Here is an 18,104-nt window from a genome sequence, read left to right as displayed (position 1 = left end):
TAGCTAATATTCTTTTATCCAAAAATCGATAGCAATATTCTGATGATTAATGAAAGAATTATAGCTAACAAAATGGTTAAAATACTTACTATAAGAGTTTTTTTAGTTCCTAATTCTCTTATTAATGCACCAATTGTCCCTACACAGGGAATGTAGAAGATTGTGAAGATTGTAAAAATAATCAACTGTGTATTTGTCATAACTTTGCTTAAATCTGTTGTATCCATAGCCTGAAAGAGCATTATCATTGAAAGTTCTTTTCTTAAAATACCAAAAAGAAGTGTTAAACCTGTTTGCTCTGGTAGTCCTAAAATCCAGCTAACCAATGGGAAGAAAACTAAATTAATTATTGTATCAATTTTAAAATACTCTAAGAAACTTAAAATTATACTACTAATAATTAAAAGGGGCCAAGCAACTAAAATAAAATCCTTTAATCTAAGCCATGTTTTCATAAAGACATTTTTAAAAGTTGGAATCCTTAAGGGAGGAATTTCCATAATTAATCCAGGTGTAATCTCAGGAATAAATTTTGTTAATATAGCTCCCAATATCATAATTACAAATAGATTAAAAATGTATAATCCAGCTGCTGCTATTCCACCAATATAAGCTCCTACAAGTCCAAATATTACAGTAGTTCTTGCTGCACAGGGTATTAGAACCGAGAGAGTTGCCGTAATAAAACGATCTCTTGGTGATTCAAGTATTCTTGTTGCCATAACACCAGGAACATTACATCCATAGGAAATAATGAAAGGAAGAACACTTTTACCATGTAATCCAATGCGATGCATTACTGTATCCATTAAAAAAGCCATTCTTGGAAGATATCCAATATCTTCCAAAATTGTAAGACCTATGAAAAAAGGTATTAAATAAGGTATAGCAACACCAAGACCTCCAGAAAATCCCTCTAACAATCCTTTTAGGATAAAAAAGGTTAGAGAATCTTCTTTCACAATGGTAGGCAGCTTCTGAATAAAAGAATCAAAAATTGAAATTAACGGTTCTTCAATTAATTTTCCTATCTCAAAAACTATAAAAAAAATTCCAAATAAAATTAAAAATAATAGTGGATAGCCGAGGTATCTATTGGTAAGTAAATCATCAATTTTTTCTCTTGTCGATTTTAATGGTTCACCTATTTTAGTCACTTCTTCAAAAATATTCATTGTTAAAGCATGTCTTTCTGAGGAAATCACAGTATCAGCATGACGACCATGGGAAGATTTTATTTCTTCTCTTATTTCCCTGACTTTATTTAAAACTTCAGGATATTTTTTAATTTCTTCAGTTAATTCCTCATCTCCTTCTAATAGTTTTACAGCTATATACCTTTTGGGAATCTTTGAAAAAAATTCCTCTGGAATTATCTTTTCAATTTCCTCAATTCTTTCTTCTATATCCTTATGAAATGATTGTATATTGGGAATTAATCTTTTATAATAAGCTTCCTTAGCAGAAATAAATATTTTATCAAGTCCTATTCCTTTATTAGCAACAGTCTCAATAACTGGAACACCGAAAATTTTAGAAAGTTTCTCTATATTAATTTCCATTCCCTTTCTTCTTGCTTCATCAATCATATTTAGACAGATAACCATCGGAACTTGTAATTCTGTAAGTTGTAAAGTCAATTCAAGACTTCTTGAAAGTGTTGATGCATCAATTACATTTACTACCACATCTGTTTGTCCAGAAAGAATATATTTTCTTGACTCTAATTCAGCCTTATCAATTGCTGTAAGGGAATAAATACCTGGCAAATCAACGATTTCAAAAGTTTCATCTCCGACAGTTACTTTACTTACTGTGTAGTGGACTGTTTGTCCAGGGAAATTAGCTGTTATTGTCTTATACCCAGCGAGCCCATTGAATATGGTACTTTTTCCTGCATTGGGTTGCCCGACAAAGGCTATTCTCATTCAACTTCCTCAACTTCAATCCTTGATGCTACCCCTTTGCCCAATGCAACATCATAACCATTTATTTCTAAAAGAACAGGACCACCTAAAAAAGAACTTTTTTTGATAGTAACAATATCACCTATATGAATACCCAAACACTGAAGATGCTGCCTAATTCCTCTTCCACCTGAAATTTTTAAAATTTTTACCTTTTTTCCATTATCTATATTAACCAATGTTTTCATTATACCCTCACATTAAAAAAACTATTGTTAATAATAAAACATTTTAATAGTCTGTTGCAATAAAATGGTAATGCACAATATGTATGTATTTCTAAAATTTGCCAAAAAAATGATGATTTTGATATATTATTACTGTTCGGCGGCGTAGCTCAGTTGGTCAGAGCAGACGGCTCATATCCGTCGTGTCAGGGGTTCGAATCCCTTCGCCGCCATTTTTTATTCTATAATTTCCCAGAAAGGTAAAAATTTTACCGAAGTATTATCAACTTTCACTGTTTCTTTAAAACCAAGATTTACAATCCATGCTTCCTCAGTTTTATATTTTGCAATAAAACTTTTAAGTGACCTCTCTATTTTTGGGAATCTTGTACACTTTGCCTCTACTGGAATTATCCTGTCTTTTAAATCTACTATAAAGTCTACTTCTGCTTTATCTTTAGTTCGCCAGTAATGAATTGTTACACCAGTTCTTGCAAATTTATCAATCAGAAGATTGTAAATAAGATTTTGAAATAGGAAACCAGCTTGAAAAGTTTCTGTTAATTTACCAAATAATCCTATCGCATAATTTCTTAAACCCAAATCATTAAAATAAAAAATAGGAGTTTTAGAAATTTCCTTTCTTATATTTCTGAAAAAAGGCGTTATTCTTCTTATAACAAAAGTTTTTTCAGCATAGTAAATATAATTCTTAATTGTCTGAAGAGATGCTCCTACAGTGGTTGATAATTCATTGAAATTAACAAGATTTCCTATCTGAGATGAAAGAATTTTTATTAGATTTGAAAATACACCAATTTTCTCAATTTTCAATAAAAATGATATGTCCTTTTCTATGTAACTTCTAAATATCTCATCAATAATCATTTTTTTTTCGTGAAGAGTCTCTTCAAGAACAACTCTTGGATATCCACCAAAATTCATATATTCCATAAATAAATTCATTGCCTGCTGATCTATTTTCAAGTATTCATTGAGCATTTCTTCATATTTATATTCTGTTTTAAAGTTTAAAAACTCCTTTAAAGACAGTGTGTTTAACTCAAAAATTCTTTTTCTACCAATTAATGATTCTTTTATTTTTTCTTTCAAATCAACACCACCAGAACCAGAAACAATAAACTTATATGGTAAGTTCATATCATAAAGTCCTTTTAAAAAAAATCCAGCATTTTCCTTTCTCTGTATCTCATCAATGAAAACATAGCCTTTCTTATTTCCAAACTCAAGCTTAAGCCTTTGAACCAGATCTAACTGTGTTTTGAAATGTGGCATATCCCTCTCAAAATCAAGACTTAAAAAAAGAGTTTTTTCTCCTTTTTTATTGAGATAATCTTGTAAAATATTCATAAGTGTAGTTTTTCCTGCCTGTCTTGGACCAACTATGAAGGAAATCTCCTTCTTATATAGATGCTCAATTAATTCTTGAAAAATGTATCTTTTTATAAGCATGCTTTATTATAAACCCGAGAAAAATAAAAGTCAAGTTAAAAAATTATCGGATTATTTTATTATTGGTTCCATTTCTAAAGCGGGATGGTTAACTTTTGTGAGAAATTCTAATAGGCATTCTATGTCTTCACAGACTGTTTCATCGGCAATTTTATCCATTAGATCAGATATGCCTTCTTCATCAACTCTTTTCTTGAAGCTCTCTTTTATTCTTTCTTTTAACTCCTTTGGCATCCATACAATTCTTCTTATTCCACCATCACCTTTAAGAAACTTTCTTGAAGTAATGTAATTTACTCCAACTCCCATAAATCCCGGAGTTTGAACTCCACCACCTATCATACCTGCAAGGGTTGAAAACTTCATACCAATTGGTGTCATTCCACCATATCCTCTGTTTACAATCAATACTCCGTTTGCCTCTGGAACTACTGCTACAATACATTCAAAGCATCCACAGGATGTCATAGGATTTTCCATTATTGAGTAAAGATTTATTGTCTCTGTTTCACCGCCAGAGTGTTTTTTTACATATTCATCTATTCCACTGTATCTACCATAAACTGGATCAAGTAGCTCACCTTTTTCAACTGGCTGATTTCCACCTGTTGGTTCAATCTCATAGGCTGCCTTTGCATCAAGCCATGTAAAGGCTCCGCATAATCCAGGACGTTCTGGTGTTATCACACATACATGCTTTGGAGCAAAACTCTGACAGAGCAAACAGGAGTAAAATTTATCAACATCTTCATCTGTTAGCTTGGCAAGCCTTAAATCTCTCTCCTTGTACTGTTTTCTTGCCTCTTGTCTTAAATTAATAACATCTTCTTGATTAATATAAAGATAAACCTCAACTTTATCAACAATACTACGAAATCTTGCCTTTGTCATTGTGGTCAAGATTACTCCAAGATGTTCCAGGGTTATGCCAGCTTCCTTTGCTTTTTTGCTTATTCTTATCCAGTTTATGTCTCTCTGACCGATGTGCCAAAGTCCCTCTGCTTCATTTATAAAAGTATGAATCTGACGCTCAATGACAGGTTCAAAATCCTTCTGCATCTTTTTACCAGCCACATTAATAATTATTCCGAGAGGCATCTGTCCACCCTTTTCATAACGAAATTGCCATTCTTTGCCAATTATGTGAATTTTTTCATCCTCTATTTCTGTTAAATCTTTCATTTGGACTAATTCAAAGGCTGGTGTTCTTTGTCCACCAAATTCAATAAATGTATCTTCCTTCCTTACTCTCTCTCCTTCAAAGGCTGGTCCATAGGAAACTGGAATTGGAGGTTTTTCAACAACTATCTTTAATCCCCTTGTCTCAATTGCTTTTTTAACAATTTTTGAATAGTCCTTTTCAGTGACTAAAAGGGGATATTCAGCAATCTCATTAATAATTATTTCTGGTAAATCCTGATCTATTATTACAGGGCAGGCAAAAAACATAGCTACTGAAGCAGTAGCCACTGCTAATTCATTAATTTGTCCAAAAGAGATTGCAAAGGCGTTAACTCTCTTTCTTACATAATCAATGATCGCATCTTTCTGTCCTGGAGTCTGACCTCCAAAAATAAGAGAAGCTCTTAAAGCCCAGTCTATTACATACAATGTTTCTTCAATATTTTTGCCTACAGGAACAACATAGGCTTCAAAACCGAATCTTTCACCTGCTGTTATAAATTCTTCAGCAACAGGACCAATTAAAAAAGTAAGAATTTTCTTTTCCTGAAGCTCTTTCACAATTTTCAACAAATCATCTGGATTTAATTCCCCAAGTAAAACTGCCACTGCTGGAATTCTTCCATCAACAAGCTGAACTCCAAGAGTTCTCTGAATTGTATCGCCAAGAAAACCATAGTAAGGAGTTTCTTTATTTTCCTGATTAATGTATTGAAGAGTAAGATAAATTTCTCCAATATATAAATATGCAAGGCCAAGATTTTTTAAGTCATTCTGGTTTTTAAGTTTAGGTATGATTTCCTCAAGAAATTTTTTCATTTCATCAACTCTGTTGATTTTTATACCTTCAAGAGCATAAATTAAAGGAATTCCATAAGCAGTATCTGGAAGTTCAAAAGAAACTATACCTTTTTTTGAGACAATCTTTAAAAGATTGTTTATCTTGTCTGATAGATTATCTATAACTTTTCTTGTGATTTCTAAAATCTGATCTATCAAACTTTACTCCTTACATAATTTTTCAAAAATGCTGGGATTGCACTTGCTTCTTTAGTTCCTATTATAACCTTCCATCCTGGGAGTTTATCTTCAATGGCACTTTTTAGCATGGCAACATATCCGGGAATTATTAATTCTCTGTGAGCTAATTTTTGTTCTATTCCACTTTCTTTTATAAACTGAGCAATTTTACTTGCTGAAAATTTACCTGCAGCCCAGGCTGTAAGAACACTTAACCCATCACAATCCATTATAGCAAGCCAGGTTGGAACTTTACTATTTTCAATCTCACCTTTAACAAGGAAATAGGTAAGAGCAAAATTAGTTGTAACAATAAGAGGACTATTTTCATCGGGCTCGCCAACTTTATATATATCCTCTTTTACCTGCATAGGCACTTGCGGATCTGAATATATATTCTGTCTCAATGTAAATAAAATGAGATTTTTCCATTTTGGAATTTCATTCAAAACTACAATTGATGAATATTTAAGAATTGCTACAGAGGCAAGAACTGTCTCATAAAATGATTCTTTTTCTTTAATAAAAGTGAAAATCGGATATCCAACTGCTTTAACTCTCTTTTTTAATGAAGCACGCCTTATCAATGTATTGTCAATTAAAAGTTCACGGGCGCTATTTGGTTGAGTATCAATAAGTATATCTTCAAATCCAAGATTTTGAATTCTCTCAACAATTGAAATAACATTCTGTATTCCATAAGCTGTAACAGTAAGTGGAACATTATATTTTTTAGCTAAAGATGTCATTTGATTTACATTTTTCTCATTTGCTCCATAAAGAATTGGACGATTGTTTGATAGAAGGGGCAAAGATTGTTCTACAGATTCAGGATTGAAGGTTCCGAAGATTATAGGAATTTCGGCTTTTTTGATTATTTTTTCTACAGCTTCTTTAAATTTCTGTGGATTATTAGATTCATTTTCAAGAAAAACAGCATCAATTTTAAGAAACTCGCCTACTCTTTCAATCTGGGAATCCAAAATTTTATTAACTTGTTCCTCTATATTTTCATCAGTGTCTTTTATTCTTAAAGCTAAAACTGTCGGATGAAAAAATTTCTTTTCATGCCTGTATAGGCACTGTTCTTCTCCAATTTTTATAAAATTATTTTTAGGTCCAAAAATTATACCTCGAATTGGTGGGGTTGCTGCCTCTTTAAGTTTTGCTTTAACTTCCTCAGATGCCTCAGGGCATTGTTCAATTTCTGCTTGACTCTGTGCAACTTTCATTGCAAAGGCAAGACATGTTGGAAAGCCACATTTTTTACAATTTGTTTTAGGAAGCAGTTTAAATATTTCTATTCCTGTAAGTGCCATTTTGTCTCCTTAAAAAAGAATTACCCCATCAAAAGACAAGAAAGAAGTAAATATTAGTTTTCAATTAATTTGTAAAATACCTCTATCGCTTTGTCAAGGCTTTCACCATCTGGACATCCACCCTGGGCAGAATCAACCCTTCCACCACCTTTACCGCCAACTGTTTGCGATATGTTCTTCAAAAGTTTTCCAGCATCATACCTGTCTGTTGCATCTTTAGTGACTGAGAGAATCAAAACACCCTGTCCATCTGTTTTAGATGCAAGTAAGATAACGGATGGATGAAGCTTTTCTTTTAATTTATCTGAAAGAGTTCTTAAAGCTTTTGTGTCAAACCCTTCAAATTTTAATGCTAATGCCTTAACACCCTTTATATCTTTTGCCTGTTTTATAAATTCATCAATGTTTTGACTAATAAGTTTTTCCTTAAGGATTTCAATTTCTTGCCCCTTTGTCTTTAAATCATTAATAAGTCTTTCTACTGCTTTTACCGGCTCAGCTGATTTAAGAAGTTGCGATATATTTTTTATCTGTTCTCTGTAGGAGTTTGCATATTCATAGGCTTGAGAACCAGTTACAGCTTCAATCCTTCTAATTCCTGAGGCAACAGATCCTTCAGAAATAATATAAAAACTTCCTATTTCACCTGTCTGGCTACAGTGAGTACCACCACAAAGTTCTTTGCTAAATCCAAGAATTTTAACAACTCTTACAGTATCTTCATATTTATCTTCAAAAAGAGCCATAACTCCCTCATTTAAAGCTTCATCAAGGGATTTTATCTCTGTTTTGACAGGAAGATTTTCAAGTATTTTTTCATTAACAATTCTTTCAATTTCTCTTAATTCCTCATCAGTTACTGCTTCAAAATGGGTAAAATCAAAGCGAAGTCTTTCTGGTGCAACAAGACTTCCTGCCTGCTTTACATGTTCCCCAACAATACTCTTTAATGCTGAATGAAGAAGATGCGTTGCTGTATGATTCCTTGCAATTGATTTTCTTCTATCTATATCAATCTTTGCAAAAACTCTGTCATCTTCTTTTATGCTTCCTTCAATAACTATAACTTTATGGCAGTGAAGGTCTCCTATTTTCTTTGTATCAATAACTTCTGCCTTACCTGTATTAGAAATTATTATACCTGTATCACCAACCTGTCCACCTGATTCAGCATAAAAAGGGGTTTCATAAAGAAAAATTTCTCCTTCTTCACCTGCATCAAGCGTTTTTACAATCTCACCATTTTTGACAATAGCGTATATTGCTGTCTCTGTTTCATGCTCAGTGTAACCTATAAATCTTAAACCCTCAGCCTCCTGCCTCAACTGTTTATAAACTTCACTTATTCCAACTTCCTGAGCTTTTCCAGCTGCCTTAGCACGTTCCCTTTGTTTATTTAATTCCCGATAAAAACCAGTTTCGTCAATCTGTAAATCCTTTTCCTGAACCATTTCCCTTATTAAATCAATGGGCAAACCAAAGGTATCATAAAGTCTAAAAATCTCTTCCCCAGGAATCATATTTGAGCTGGATTTTTTAATATTTTCAAGAATTTCATCAAAGACTTGCTGAGCCCTTTCAAGGCTTTTTAAGAATCTCTCTTCTTCTATTTTTATAACCTTTTCAATCCTTTTTCTTTCAGAGACAATCTCAGGATATACTGTTCCAAGAGAGGTAACTACAGGCTCAACAAATTTATAAAAAGCAACACTGTCATGCTGAAGAAGTTTAATATGTCTGCAGGCTCTTCTTATAATTCTTCTTAAAACATAGCCTCTACCTTCATTAGAAGGAATTAACCCTTCAGCTATCAAAAAAGTAGAAGCTCTGATATGATCTGCAATTACTTTTATTGAGATATCAGTTTTTCTCTCTTTACCATAATTAACATTCAAAACAGAACAAATTTTTGAAATTATTGGTTCAAAAAGGTCTGTATCGAAATTTGTTCTTTTCCCCTGAAGCACCGCTGTGATTCTTTCAAGTCCCATTCCTGTATCAATACTTGGTTTTGGAAGGGGAGTTAGTTTGCCTTCCTCATTTTTGTTATACTGCATAAAAACAAGATTCCACAGTTCAAGAAATCTGTCACAGTCACAACCAACAGAGCAGTCTGGTTTACCGCATCCAAAGTCTTCTCCTTGATCAATTATAATTTCTGAACAAGGTCCACAGGGACCTGTATCACCCATCTGCCAGAAGTTATCTTTTTCACCAAGGCGAACTATCCTTTCTGATGGAATACCAACTTCTTTTTCCCAAATATGAGCAGATTCATCATCATCTTTATATATTGAAACCCAGAGTTTTTCCTTTGGAAGTTTAAAATACTCTGTTAAAAGCTCCCATGCAAAAAGAATTGCTTCTTTCTTAAAGTAATCTCCAAATGAGAAGTTTCCAAGCATTTCAAAAAATGTATGATGCCTTGCGGTAAAACCAACATTTTCAAGGTCACTGTGTTTTCCGCCTGCCCGTATGCATTTCTGACAAGTGGTGGCTCTGCTATAAGGTCTTTGCTCTTCACCAAGAAAAACCCTTTTAAACTGAACCATACCAGCATTTGTAAATAATAAAGATGGGTCATCCTTAGGAATAAGAGGAGAACTTTTTACAAGTTCATGTCCCTTTGAAACAAAGTATTCGAGAAAGAATCTTCTAATATCTGAACTTTGCATTAATTATTCCTCACCAACTATTCTCTGTTCATTGCTAATTATATATGTCAATTTGCCATCGACAAAAATAAGCCTTGATTTTAAAATTCCCAAAGCTGATGAATAAACCCATTCCTCTCTCTGTTTTCCCTTTTCAGGAGTAAGAACCCTTACAGAAGAAGGATTACCCCATGCAAGCCTTACCTGCTCCTTTGTCATACCAAGTGCTATTTCTCCTTTTGCAATTCTTTCCTGAATATCTGGTGGATAATGCTTAATTTCATCATAGGTATATCTAACACCCTGAGAAGCACATCCCAAAATAAATAAGGCAGTCAATAAAGCAATAAAAAATTTCATTTTAATACCTCCTTTAAGCATTTATTTACAGTATCCCATGAAAATCCTCTTCTGAGAAGAAATCCTGTTATTTTTAACTTTTTTTTATCTGTAGAATCATTTTTTATTAAATGAAGTTTTCTCTGGATAAGTCTTTGAGCAATTAAAAATTCATCGATTTCTGGAACATTTTCAAGTAATTCTTTATCAATACCTTTTTTTGCAAGATAGTTTTTTATTCCCATATTTCCAAGAAATCTATCCTGTGCAATTTTTTCTGCTTTTTCAATGAATTTAGTATCATCTAAAAATCCCTTTTGCTTAAGATAAAAAACTGTCTCATCGATTTCTCTTTCAGAAAATCCTTTTCTGTTAAGTTTATCTATTAATTCAGCTTCTGTTCTATCCCTTTTAGCTATCAGCCTCAATGCGTATTTCAGTGCTTCATTCTGCTTTGTTTTCACCTTCCATAACCTTTGGTTGTTTTAATCCATAGGCATCAAAAACTTTTTTATAAATTTCATTAAAAATTTCAGGATGATTTTTTAAATACTCCTTAGCATTTTCCCTTCCTTGAGCAAATCTTGTTCCGTTGTAATTGTACCAGGCACCTGATTTTTCAATAATTCCCTTTTCCACAGCAAGATCAAGAATTTCACCTGTCTTTGATATTCCTTCATTAAAGTAGATATCAAATTCAGCCTGTTTAAAGGGAGGAGCAACTTTATTTTTTACAATTTTAACTCTTACTCTACCACCTGTTGTATCCTGTCCTTCCTTTAAGGTATCTGTCTTTCTTATGTCAAGTCTCATTGAGGCATAAAATTTTAATGCTGTTCCTCCAGGAGTTGTTTCAGGATTTCCAAACATTACACCAATTTTCTGTCTTAACTGATTTATAAAAATAACCACCGTTTGAGATTTTGATATGGCTGCAGTAAGCTTTCTTAAAGCTTGACTCATTAGCCTTGCCTGAAGCCCAGGAAGACTGTCTCCCATCTCTCCTTCAATTTCTGCCTTTGGTACCAAAGCAGCAACTGAATCAATAACAATAATATCAACAGCTCCACTACGGACAAGAGTTTCTGTTACTTCTAAAGCTTGCTCTCCTGTGTCAGGCTGACTTATAAGTAAATTTTCAATATCAACGCCAAGTTTTGAAGCATAATTAACATCAAGGGCATGTTCAGCATCTATAAAGGCAGCAACTCCACCAAGCCTCTGAGCTTCTGCAATTGCATGAAGTGCAAGAGTGGTTTTACCAGAGGATTCTGGTCCAAAAATCTCTATAACTCTTCCTCTCGGATATCCTCCAACACCTGTTGCTATATCAAGAGATATTGAACCTGTTGGAATTACGCTTATTCCTTCTGCCTGACCTTTTGTTCCAAGACGCATTATAGCGCCTTTACCAAAATTTTTTTCAATTTGTGAGATGGCAATTTCTAATGCCTTTAATTTTTCCTTATTCATAAATCACCTCATAGGCTTTTTTTTATTATACCATTTATCTATTTAAGCAGAAGAAACCTTTGTAAAACATGGTAAATTGAACCTTTTGGAGTTAAAGTACTCTTCATTAAAACAAAATCTTTGACACGAAATTGAAAATCAGGAGATTTCTCAGAAAATCTCCTTAAAATCTTTTCAAAAACATACTTTCCATTTTGGTGATTTTTCACTCTTGCCAAAGTTATGTGAGATTTAAATTCCCTTTCTTCTCTCTGAAAGCCAAACTGAGAAAGTTCATCATCAATCTTTTTTGCTAATTTTTTAAGTATATCTGTGTTTTCAGTCCCTATCCATATAACTCTTGGCTTGAATTTGTCAGGGAAAACTCCAGGATTAGTAATCTTTAATGTAAAATCAGAAAATTCCTCTGCTATTGATTTAAGAAGATCCGTTAAATCAGGTATGAACTTTTCTTCAACCTCGCCAAGAAATTTCAATGTAATATGGAAATTATCTTTCTGTACAAAATTAACTCCTTCAATGGGTGATGTAAAAGTATTCAATTCAGAAAGAAATTCTTTGATTTCCTTAGGTATCTCTATTGCTATAAAAAGACGCATAGGATATCATAACAAAAGAAAAACTCTTATTAAAAGATTACTGATAACTCCTGATAGAAAATCATCAAGCATAATTCCTAATCCACCAGCTATCTTTTGAGTCTGTCTTATAGGAGGAGGCTTCAGAATATCGAAAAATCGGAACAACACAAAGCCTGCAACCAGAATCTGCCAATTCAATGGAAGAAAAACAACTGCTGTAAGATATCCTGCAAACTCATCTATTACAACATAAGAAGGGTCTTTACTATTAGACTCCTTTGCTACCTTTTCTGATGCCACTGTTCCAAGAATCAACGAAGTAATTAGTATAAATAAAATAACAGTATCTGATGGAGCAAAAATCAACAAAATAACCATTGCAAATGCTGAAGCCACAGTCCCTGGTGCAACAGGACAGTAACCAATAAAAAAAACAGTAGCAATCATTTTGTATAACATTGAAATTTTATTTTGTTCTATATTTAATTTTTAGTCAAGTTTAAGGTGGCAATTTTAAAGATTTATCTTTTAATATCTTCAGCTTAATGATCTAAAGCCTAAAATTCTTATTTTATCCTTATAATTAAGTTCTTCACCAAAATATAAGAGTCTTTGTAGCGATAATCTTATCAGTTCTTCTTTAAAAACATCCTTGACCTGTCCCAAGTGGGGGTATAGCTGAGGATTTTATATTCAACTCCTTAATTACTCTGATTAAATCATTCAGTCCTTCCTCAATAAACTTATAGCTTGAGCGATGCATCTAGTGTTTCTTGGTAGGGAAGTTAATAATCCATCTTGGGTTAACCAGACTATTTGTTGAGGTAACAAAGACTCTTCCGATAGTTACTTTACCCTCCTCACAAGCCTTTCTATAAAGCCTATAGTTTTCAGGAAATCTTTCCTTGAATTGCAATGCAACACCTTTCCCCATAACTCCAACAGTATTAACAGAGTTTACAAGTGCCTCAGCTTTGCTTTCAAAAATGTTACCTTTTATAAATTTAATCATAGCTTAAAAATACCTTTCTGGTTTCATCTTGATAGCAATTTTCTGCCCAGAAGTTTGGGGCATAGGGTTTTATTATATTATACAATCCTTCAGTCTTACATCCAATGCCTATTATTGCTGGCAATGAATTCTATATATCCATGCCTGCTTCATCTTTACTCATCTTCGTCACTATTTCCACCGATACCCATCCTATACTTGATGTCGTAGTTAACAATGAAATCAAGCTCCTCTTCTGTAAAGCCATAGACCTACACTATCGCCTCCCACACCTTTACGTTTTTCTCAGAATAATAGAATTTTACCAATTCATCTTTTAAAAGTTTTTCTAATTTAGGAACTATATCCTCTTTGGGTTGACCTATTCTCTGAGCTATCTGCCATATAGGCATAGGACCTTCTGAAGAAAGGAGTTCAATTATTTTATCTTCTACGGTTATATTGGCATCTGGGGTGGTAGTCTTTGAATCAGCTTCTTTTTCTTGGATAATTTGTTGATTATATACTTCAGTAGATTCTACAAAGGGGTCATGTACTTTTTCTGCAAGTGTTATCTCAATATCGGCCTCTTGTTTTCGTAAATCTTCCAATAATTTATCTATTGCTCCCTGTGGATCAGAATAAAACTTACGGGATGAGATTCTATGAACAAACCAGCCGTTTCGTTCTATAATATCTTGCCTCTGATAATCTTCTTCTCTTAACTCGCCATATTCATCATAATGAAACTCACCATCACATTCAACGGCAATTCTCCTTCCTTCTTTGTCTATAACTACAAAATCTATAAAAAACCCAGCACAAGGAATCTGCGCATAAACTTCTAATCCTCTATTCACAAGGGCATCAAAGACATCTCGTTCAAAATCACTTTGGCATTTCTCTTTTTCGTTTGGATTGCACAGCCTGTTATATGAGGAATTCTGGACATATAAAACATGGTTTAAGTAGTCTCTAATAAGTCCTTTCGGAAAATTATCGATGGGGGTAGATATAAAACAGATAACCTTTCTTCTTGCTCTGCTAAAGGCTACATTTAAACGCCCTAATGAGTGTTCGTCTTCCCTTTGTAATACATGTATTGATCCAGGCTTTGAATTCGGAGCGTATCTAAAAGAATATAAAATTATGTCCCGCTCATCGCCCTGAAAACCATCTACTGTAGAAGCAATCATTTCGTGGTCTTTCAGAATGTGAGGTTGTTGTTCAAACATCTTATACATCATGCCTTGTAGAAGGGAGGCCTGATGTCTGAATGGCGACAGGATACCAACTGTCAGTCTTTCATCTTTTTTGTCACCTATAAGTTCTCCGCTATCAACCATTCTTTTTAATTCTGCAATCACTGCCTGCGCTTCTATAATATTTTGCTTTGTGTTATCTGGGTCATCATATGCTCCTTTTATTAGCCTAATTTCCATGCAAGGGTTAAATCGTTTCTTCCGGAATGGGGTAAGTATCTTTAAATTATTGTTGTAGAAATGTCTATTTGAAAATTCTATTATTGGAGGTTCACATCTAAAGTGTTCATTCAGAAACACAGGGCTGACATCCTGACAACCTATGGCGAGATCAAGGAGAGAATTCCTACCATGTAGGAATACCGATTTAGGATGATTGTCAAGACTGTGTTTTGTAAGATTAAGCTGGATTACCGAATCACTCAAGAATTGAGTATTGGGATTCTTCATCTGCTTACTGTCGCCGACTACTATCATTCTTTTAGCTCGATATGATAGAGGTAAGGCAGTTGCCTGATTACATTGTGAAGCCTCATCAATGATAAGGTAATCAAATAAACCTGACTCGAGAGGAAATATACGTGCAGTATCTTCAATACTCATTATCCAACAAGGGAATACCAATAACAGCCTTTTGTATTCAATTTGGTTACGCAATTGAACAAACGAATGTGTTTTTCTTTTTCTTTTTAAGATTTGTCTTAATTTGTTGATAATAAATAAGGTTTCTGGGTTAGATTCAGCCTTTTTCAATGCCATTTTGCGACTTATATCAAGAATTCTTAATATCCTTTGCTGCGCTTCTGCTTTTAACTTAGTAATTTTTGTTGTTATCTCATTGATGTCATCAGGATTTTTTAAAAGATCCTCCCTTATGTAAGATGAAAGCCTAAAGGCTTCTATAACAAGGTCCGGCTTCATCAATGCCGATATATCCTCTCCTTTAAAGACTTTTTCTTTAATTTTGGCGTATGTGTTAGAGAGTGTATTCAACCGATTTTGTTCGTAAGTTTTAAGTTTTTTGTAGTCATCAAAATAAGGAAATATAGCTTTAAGATAATTAATAATTTTGTCCGCTTGTCCATCAGAATTTAATTGGAATATTACCTTTATAATCGGGGAGAATATTGAGTAACAAAGATCTTTAAAATGATTATTTGATTCGATAAGCTTTCTCAATACATTCAGAGTCTCTAAATAGGTTATGGTTTTCCCTAAGTATTCTTTAAATAATGAGATTTCTTCATAGTTGGATATTTTTGATGCTCTACTTTCTATTATTTCTGTAATTGTGTCGAGTTGAATTGATGGAAACTCATTTAATGCTGATATAGCATCTGTATATTTTTGTGCAAGATTGACATTAATATGAAGCTCTCTAATAGAGGGTTGTGGAGATAATTCTTTAATTGGAATCCCCCTTTCAATTAAATATTTAAGGTCTTTTACTATCTCGTTTCTTAATGACCAGTGATCTTTCCATAGTTTAAGTTTTTTAAGAATATCATCTTGTTTTTTATACACAGGTTTGGGTAAATTTAGAGATACAAAGAACTTACGGGCACTCTTTGCTTTTATGGATAAATGCCATTTCCACCAAGAATTTTTTAATTGATTTAAGACTTCTAAATTGTAAGCTGCTTCTTCAATTATTTGACTGTTTGGATATTCGGGAAGCCCAGTTTCTATTCTTAGTTCACTTAATTTTTTTAATCTTAAAATTAAATCTTCTAAACAACTAATAATATCATCTATCAGAATTTCGTATTCAACGGAGATTTTTTTGACTGTTTGGAAATCTAAATCAAGATTATAATTTTCAGATAATATCTTTAGTGCCAATATCAGATTCCAACAATGTTTATCTACCCATTGACTTAAAAGACGCAAGTAATGGATACATTTTTCAAAATCAAGATTAGGGTTTGCGCATTGATTACAGAAACTTATTAGGTCACGTTTATCAGCAGAAAAGTTTTCTTTGATCCAATCATAAACATTTATAAGATGTCTAATACTTTCTATTGTAGTATCGATACTATTGTTAGAAGACAAAATTCTTTCTATATCAGAATAATATTTTTTTAGTATTTGTAGAAGCTCTCTATATTCTACTAATGTAAAAGCTATTACAGACTCTAATCCCTCGGGAATCGAATCATGCGCATCTATAAGATCATAATCTCTGATCTTGTGGTATTGATGATATTTTGAATGTTGGTCTCTTTCTATAATTTTTAGTTCTGAAAATCTGACTTGTAGTTTTTTTATGTTATAGTCTATTTTTTCCAACTCTGCCATATTTCTCTTTAATAACTGATTCAGATGATTAATATCTATCCCACTAATATGAGAGTGAAAACTCTCAATTTTATTTGTAAGTTCATTGATTGACTCTTTTTCACCCTTTAACAAAGACATTGCGAGGTAATCTATTTTTGGTAAGGCTTTTGTAACAACTTCAAGAGCTTTGTTCTGATGGCTTGAAACCAAAACAGTCTTACCATTGGCTACAAGATGACAGATAAGATTGGCTATGGTTTGAGATTTGCCAGTTCCGGGAGGTCCTTGTATAACAAGAAGGCGTGATCTTTCTGTTTTAATTGCTGCACTCCGCTGCCTTTCATTGCTTAACAACGGAAACAATAGAGGTGAGCGTTCTGTGTTTAATATATGGTCTTCTATTCCATCGTCTTGATCCTCAGAAGGCATAGATAATATAGCATCTATAACTGTTTCGCCATTTATTTTATCAATATTTGCAATTTGAGTTAAATCGTCAATAAGGTAAGAGTTCGTTTTTTTTGCATTTATAATAACGGATGTATTAAAGACTTTAATACCTTCAGATTCTCTCGATTTCATCGCAGTACTTAATGTGACCTGTTCCTGAGAGTAAGACATTCCTCTAAATCCTTCTGTCAATTCAGAAAGTATCTTTATTATTTTCTCAATTGTTTTTAAATCAAAATTTTCTCCATAAAGATAAGGCAAAACTTCTTTTCGAATCATCTCAACATCTTCGTCTGATTCAACAATATGTTTAATCAATTGGAAATTTAAGGCAGGTATTTCAAAATCTTTAACAAGTGTTAAGATGTTTTTAAGAGGGTTAAATTCAATATGCACTTTATAGTAAAAAAGCGGTGCACAGAACTTTTTTCTACCAGTTTTTCCTGAGACCAAAGGGAATCCTACAATAACTTCTCGGTTATATGGATCAAATTGCTGTTTTCTATATATTGCAATAAGAATTGCAGATGCTTTTTTTCTTTCATAATTTTCTAAATTAATTTCAATATCAGGAGTGTCAGAATTTTCAAAATCCATTCGTTCCTCTTGATCTTCAATCTCATCTGCAGCATCCACGATTTTATCTATATCATCTGAGGATGTTTTTTCAATTGTAAAACTAATCGTTCCGTTTGAAATAATCTCTTCAATTGTTGGGATAAACAAGCTAAGATCAGCAGTTAATCCATATCTTAAAACTGCAGTAATATCTATAAAATGTCTCCCAGCTTGATTTGAAAGAGAAAATAAAAGGTCCCTGTAGTATTTAGCGAGATTACTTATTTTTTTCACGAGGTCTGTCAAATTTTGGGATAGACTTAATCTTTTTCATTGTGTCTTCTATCCTTTCGAATTAAAATGTTTTCCTCAAAAGCCTGATAGA

At 33.0% G+C, this 18,104-nt stretch carries 13 protein-coding genes and 1 tRNA gene; 1 reads left to right on the top strand and 13 read right to left on the bottom strand.

All coding sequences use genetic code 11. The features are described from left to right. Positions 1-14: 14 nt before the first annotated feature. Complete coding sequence (feoB, locus tag QI155_RS07080) at positions 15-1,928, bottom strand: ferrous iron transport protein B (RefSeq protein ID WP_068859191.1); 1,914 nt, start codon at positions 1,926-1,928, stop codon at positions 15-17. Beyond that, positions 1,925-2,155, bottom strand: coding sequence for a FeoA domain-containing protein (locus QI155_RS07075; protein ID WP_068859194.1), 231 nt, complete (start codon positions 2,153-2,155; stop codon positions 1,925-1,927). Before QI155_RS07075 ends, feoB begins: the two co-directional genes overlap by 4 nt. A gap of 138 nt (positions 2,156-2,293) precedes the next feature. Between QI155_RS07075 and QI155_RS07070 the strand changes: the two genes are divergently transcribed. Then, a tRNA-Met gene (locus QI155_RS07070) sits at positions 2,294-2,367 on the top strand. A 4-nt stretch (positions 2,368-2,371) separates the two neighbouring features. Here the strand turns inward: QI155_RS07070 and QI155_RS07065 are convergent. From QI155_RS07065 to QI155_RS07015, 11 genes are all read right to left on the bottom strand, one after another. Then, on the bottom strand, positions 2,372-3,607 hold the full coding sequence (locus QI155_RS07065; protein ID WP_068859196.1) for an ATP-binding protein: 1,236 nt from the start codon (positions 3,605-3,607) through the stop codon (positions 2,372-2,374). A gap of 51 nt (positions 3,608-3,658) precedes the next feature. After that, positions 3,659-5,788, bottom strand: coding sequence for an acetyl-CoA decarbonylase/synthase complex subunit alpha/beta (gene acsB / locus QI155_RS07060; RefSeq protein WP_068859198.1), 2,130 nt, complete (start codon positions 5,786-5,788; stop codon positions 3,659-3,661). Beyond that, the gene (acsC, locus tag QI155_RS07055; RefSeq protein WP_281321341.1) at positions 5,785-7,128 is read right to left on the bottom strand and encodes an acetyl-CoA decarbonylase/synthase complex subunit gamma; all 1,344 of its coding nucleotides are present in this window, start codon (positions 7,126-7,128) and stop codon (positions 5,785-5,787) included. The genes acsB and acsC overlap by 4 nt, the downstream gene beginning before the upstream one ends. Positions 7,129-7,181: 53 nt before the next feature. After that, positions 7,182-9,803, bottom strand: coding sequence for an alanine--tRNA ligase (gene alaS / locus QI155_RS07050; protein ID WP_281321340.1), 2,622 nt, complete (start codon positions 9,801-9,803; stop codon positions 7,182-7,184). Positions 9,804-9,806: 3 nt separating this feature from the next. Continuing rightward, positions 9,807-10,142, bottom strand: a complete 336-nt coding sequence (locus QI155_RS07045) for a hypothetical protein (RefSeq protein ID WP_068859206.1) — start codon at positions 10,140-10,142, stop codon at positions 9,807-9,809. Then, a complete protein-coding gene (locus QI155_RS07040) occupies positions 10,139-10,585 on the bottom strand; it encodes a regulatory protein RecX (protein ID WP_068859208.1) in 447 nt (148 codons plus the stop codon). Before QI155_RS07040 ends, QI155_RS07045 begins: the two co-directional genes overlap by 4 nt. Further along, positions 10,566-11,594: a recombinase RecA gene (recA, locus tag QI155_RS07035; RefSeq protein ID WP_068859211.1), complete on the bottom strand. Its 1,029-nt coding sequence runs from the start codon at positions 11,592-11,594 to the stop codon at positions 10,566-10,568. The genes QI155_RS07040 and recA overlap by 20 nt, the downstream gene beginning before the upstream one ends. 38 nt (positions 11,595-11,632) lie before the next feature. After that, on the bottom strand, positions 11,633-12,193 hold the full coding sequence (gene thpR / locus QI155_RS07030; protein ID WP_068859214.1) for an RNA 2',3'-cyclic phosphodiesterase: 561 nt from the start codon (positions 12,191-12,193) through the stop codon (positions 11,633-11,635). Between the two features lie 6 nt (positions 12,194-12,199). Further along, positions 12,200-12,622 carry a phosphatidylglycerophosphatase A gene (locus QI155_RS07025; protein WP_281321339.1) on the bottom strand — a complete coding sequence of 141 codons (423 nt, stop codon included), beginning with the start codon at positions 12,620-12,622 and terminating at the stop codon, positions 12,200-12,202. A gap of 316 nt (positions 12,623-12,938) precedes the next feature. After that, positions 12,939-13,187 carry a macro domain-containing protein gene (locus QI155_RS07020; RefSeq protein WP_281321338.1) on the bottom strand — a complete coding sequence of 83 codons (249 nt, stop codon included), beginning with the start codon at positions 13,185-13,187 and terminating at the stop codon, positions 12,939-12,941. Between the two features lie 251 nt (positions 13,188-13,438). Then, entirely contained in the window at positions 13,439-18,013 is a 4,575-nt protein-coding gene (locus QI155_RS07015; protein ID WP_281321337.1) for an AAA domain-containing protein, read from the bottom strand. Positions 18,014-18,104 lie beyond the last annotated feature (91 nt).

The sequence above is a fragment of the Thermodesulfovibrio sp. 1176 genome, assembly GCF_029946585.1.
Classification (GTDB): domain Bacteria; phylum Nitrospirota; class Thermodesulfovibrionia; order Thermodesulfovibrionales; family Thermodesulfovibrionaceae; genus Thermodesulfovibrio.
This window is presented reverse-complemented; position numbering and strand designations above follow the sequence as displayed.

Bases quoted from the DNA above. Each gene is read 5' to 3' on its own strand.
- QI155_RS07075 (WP_068859194.1), bottom strand. From the start codon at position 2,155: ATGAAAACATTGGTTAATATAGATAATGGAAAAAAGGTAAAAATTTTA.
- QI155_RS07025 (WP_281321339.1), bottom strand. From the start codon at position 12,622: ATGATTGCTACTGTTTTTTTTATTGGTTACTGTCCTGTTGCACCAGGG.
- QI155_RS07020 (WP_281321338.1), bottom strand. From the start codon at position 13,187: ATGATTAAATTTATAAAAGGTAACATTTTTGAAAGCAAAGCTGAGGCA.
- thpR (WP_068859214.1), bottom strand. From the start codon at position 12,193: ATGCGTCTTTTTATAGCAATAGAGATACCTAAGGAAATCAAAGAATTT.
- recA (WP_068859211.1), bottom strand. From the start codon at position 11,594: ATGAATAAGGAAAAATTAAAGGCATTAGAAATTGCCATCTCACAAATT.
- QI155_RS07065 (WP_068859196.1), bottom strand. From the start codon at position 3,607: ATGCTTATAAAAAGATACATTTTTCAAGAATTAATTGAGCATCTATAT.
- acsC (WP_281321341.1), bottom strand. From the start codon at position 7,128: ATGGCACTTACAGGAATAGAAATATTTAAACTGCTTCCTAAAACAAAT.
- feoB (WP_068859191.1), bottom strand. From the start codon at position 1,928: ATGAGAATAGCCTTTGTCGGGCAACCCAATGCAGGAAAAAGTACCATA.
- alaS (WP_281321340.1), bottom strand. From the start codon at position 9,803: ATGCAAAGTTCAGATATTAGAAGATTCTTTCTCGAATACTTTGTTTCA.
- QI155_RS07045 (WP_068859206.1), bottom strand. From the start codon at position 10,142: ATGAAATTTTTTATTGCTTTATTGACTGCCTTATTTATTTTGGGATGT.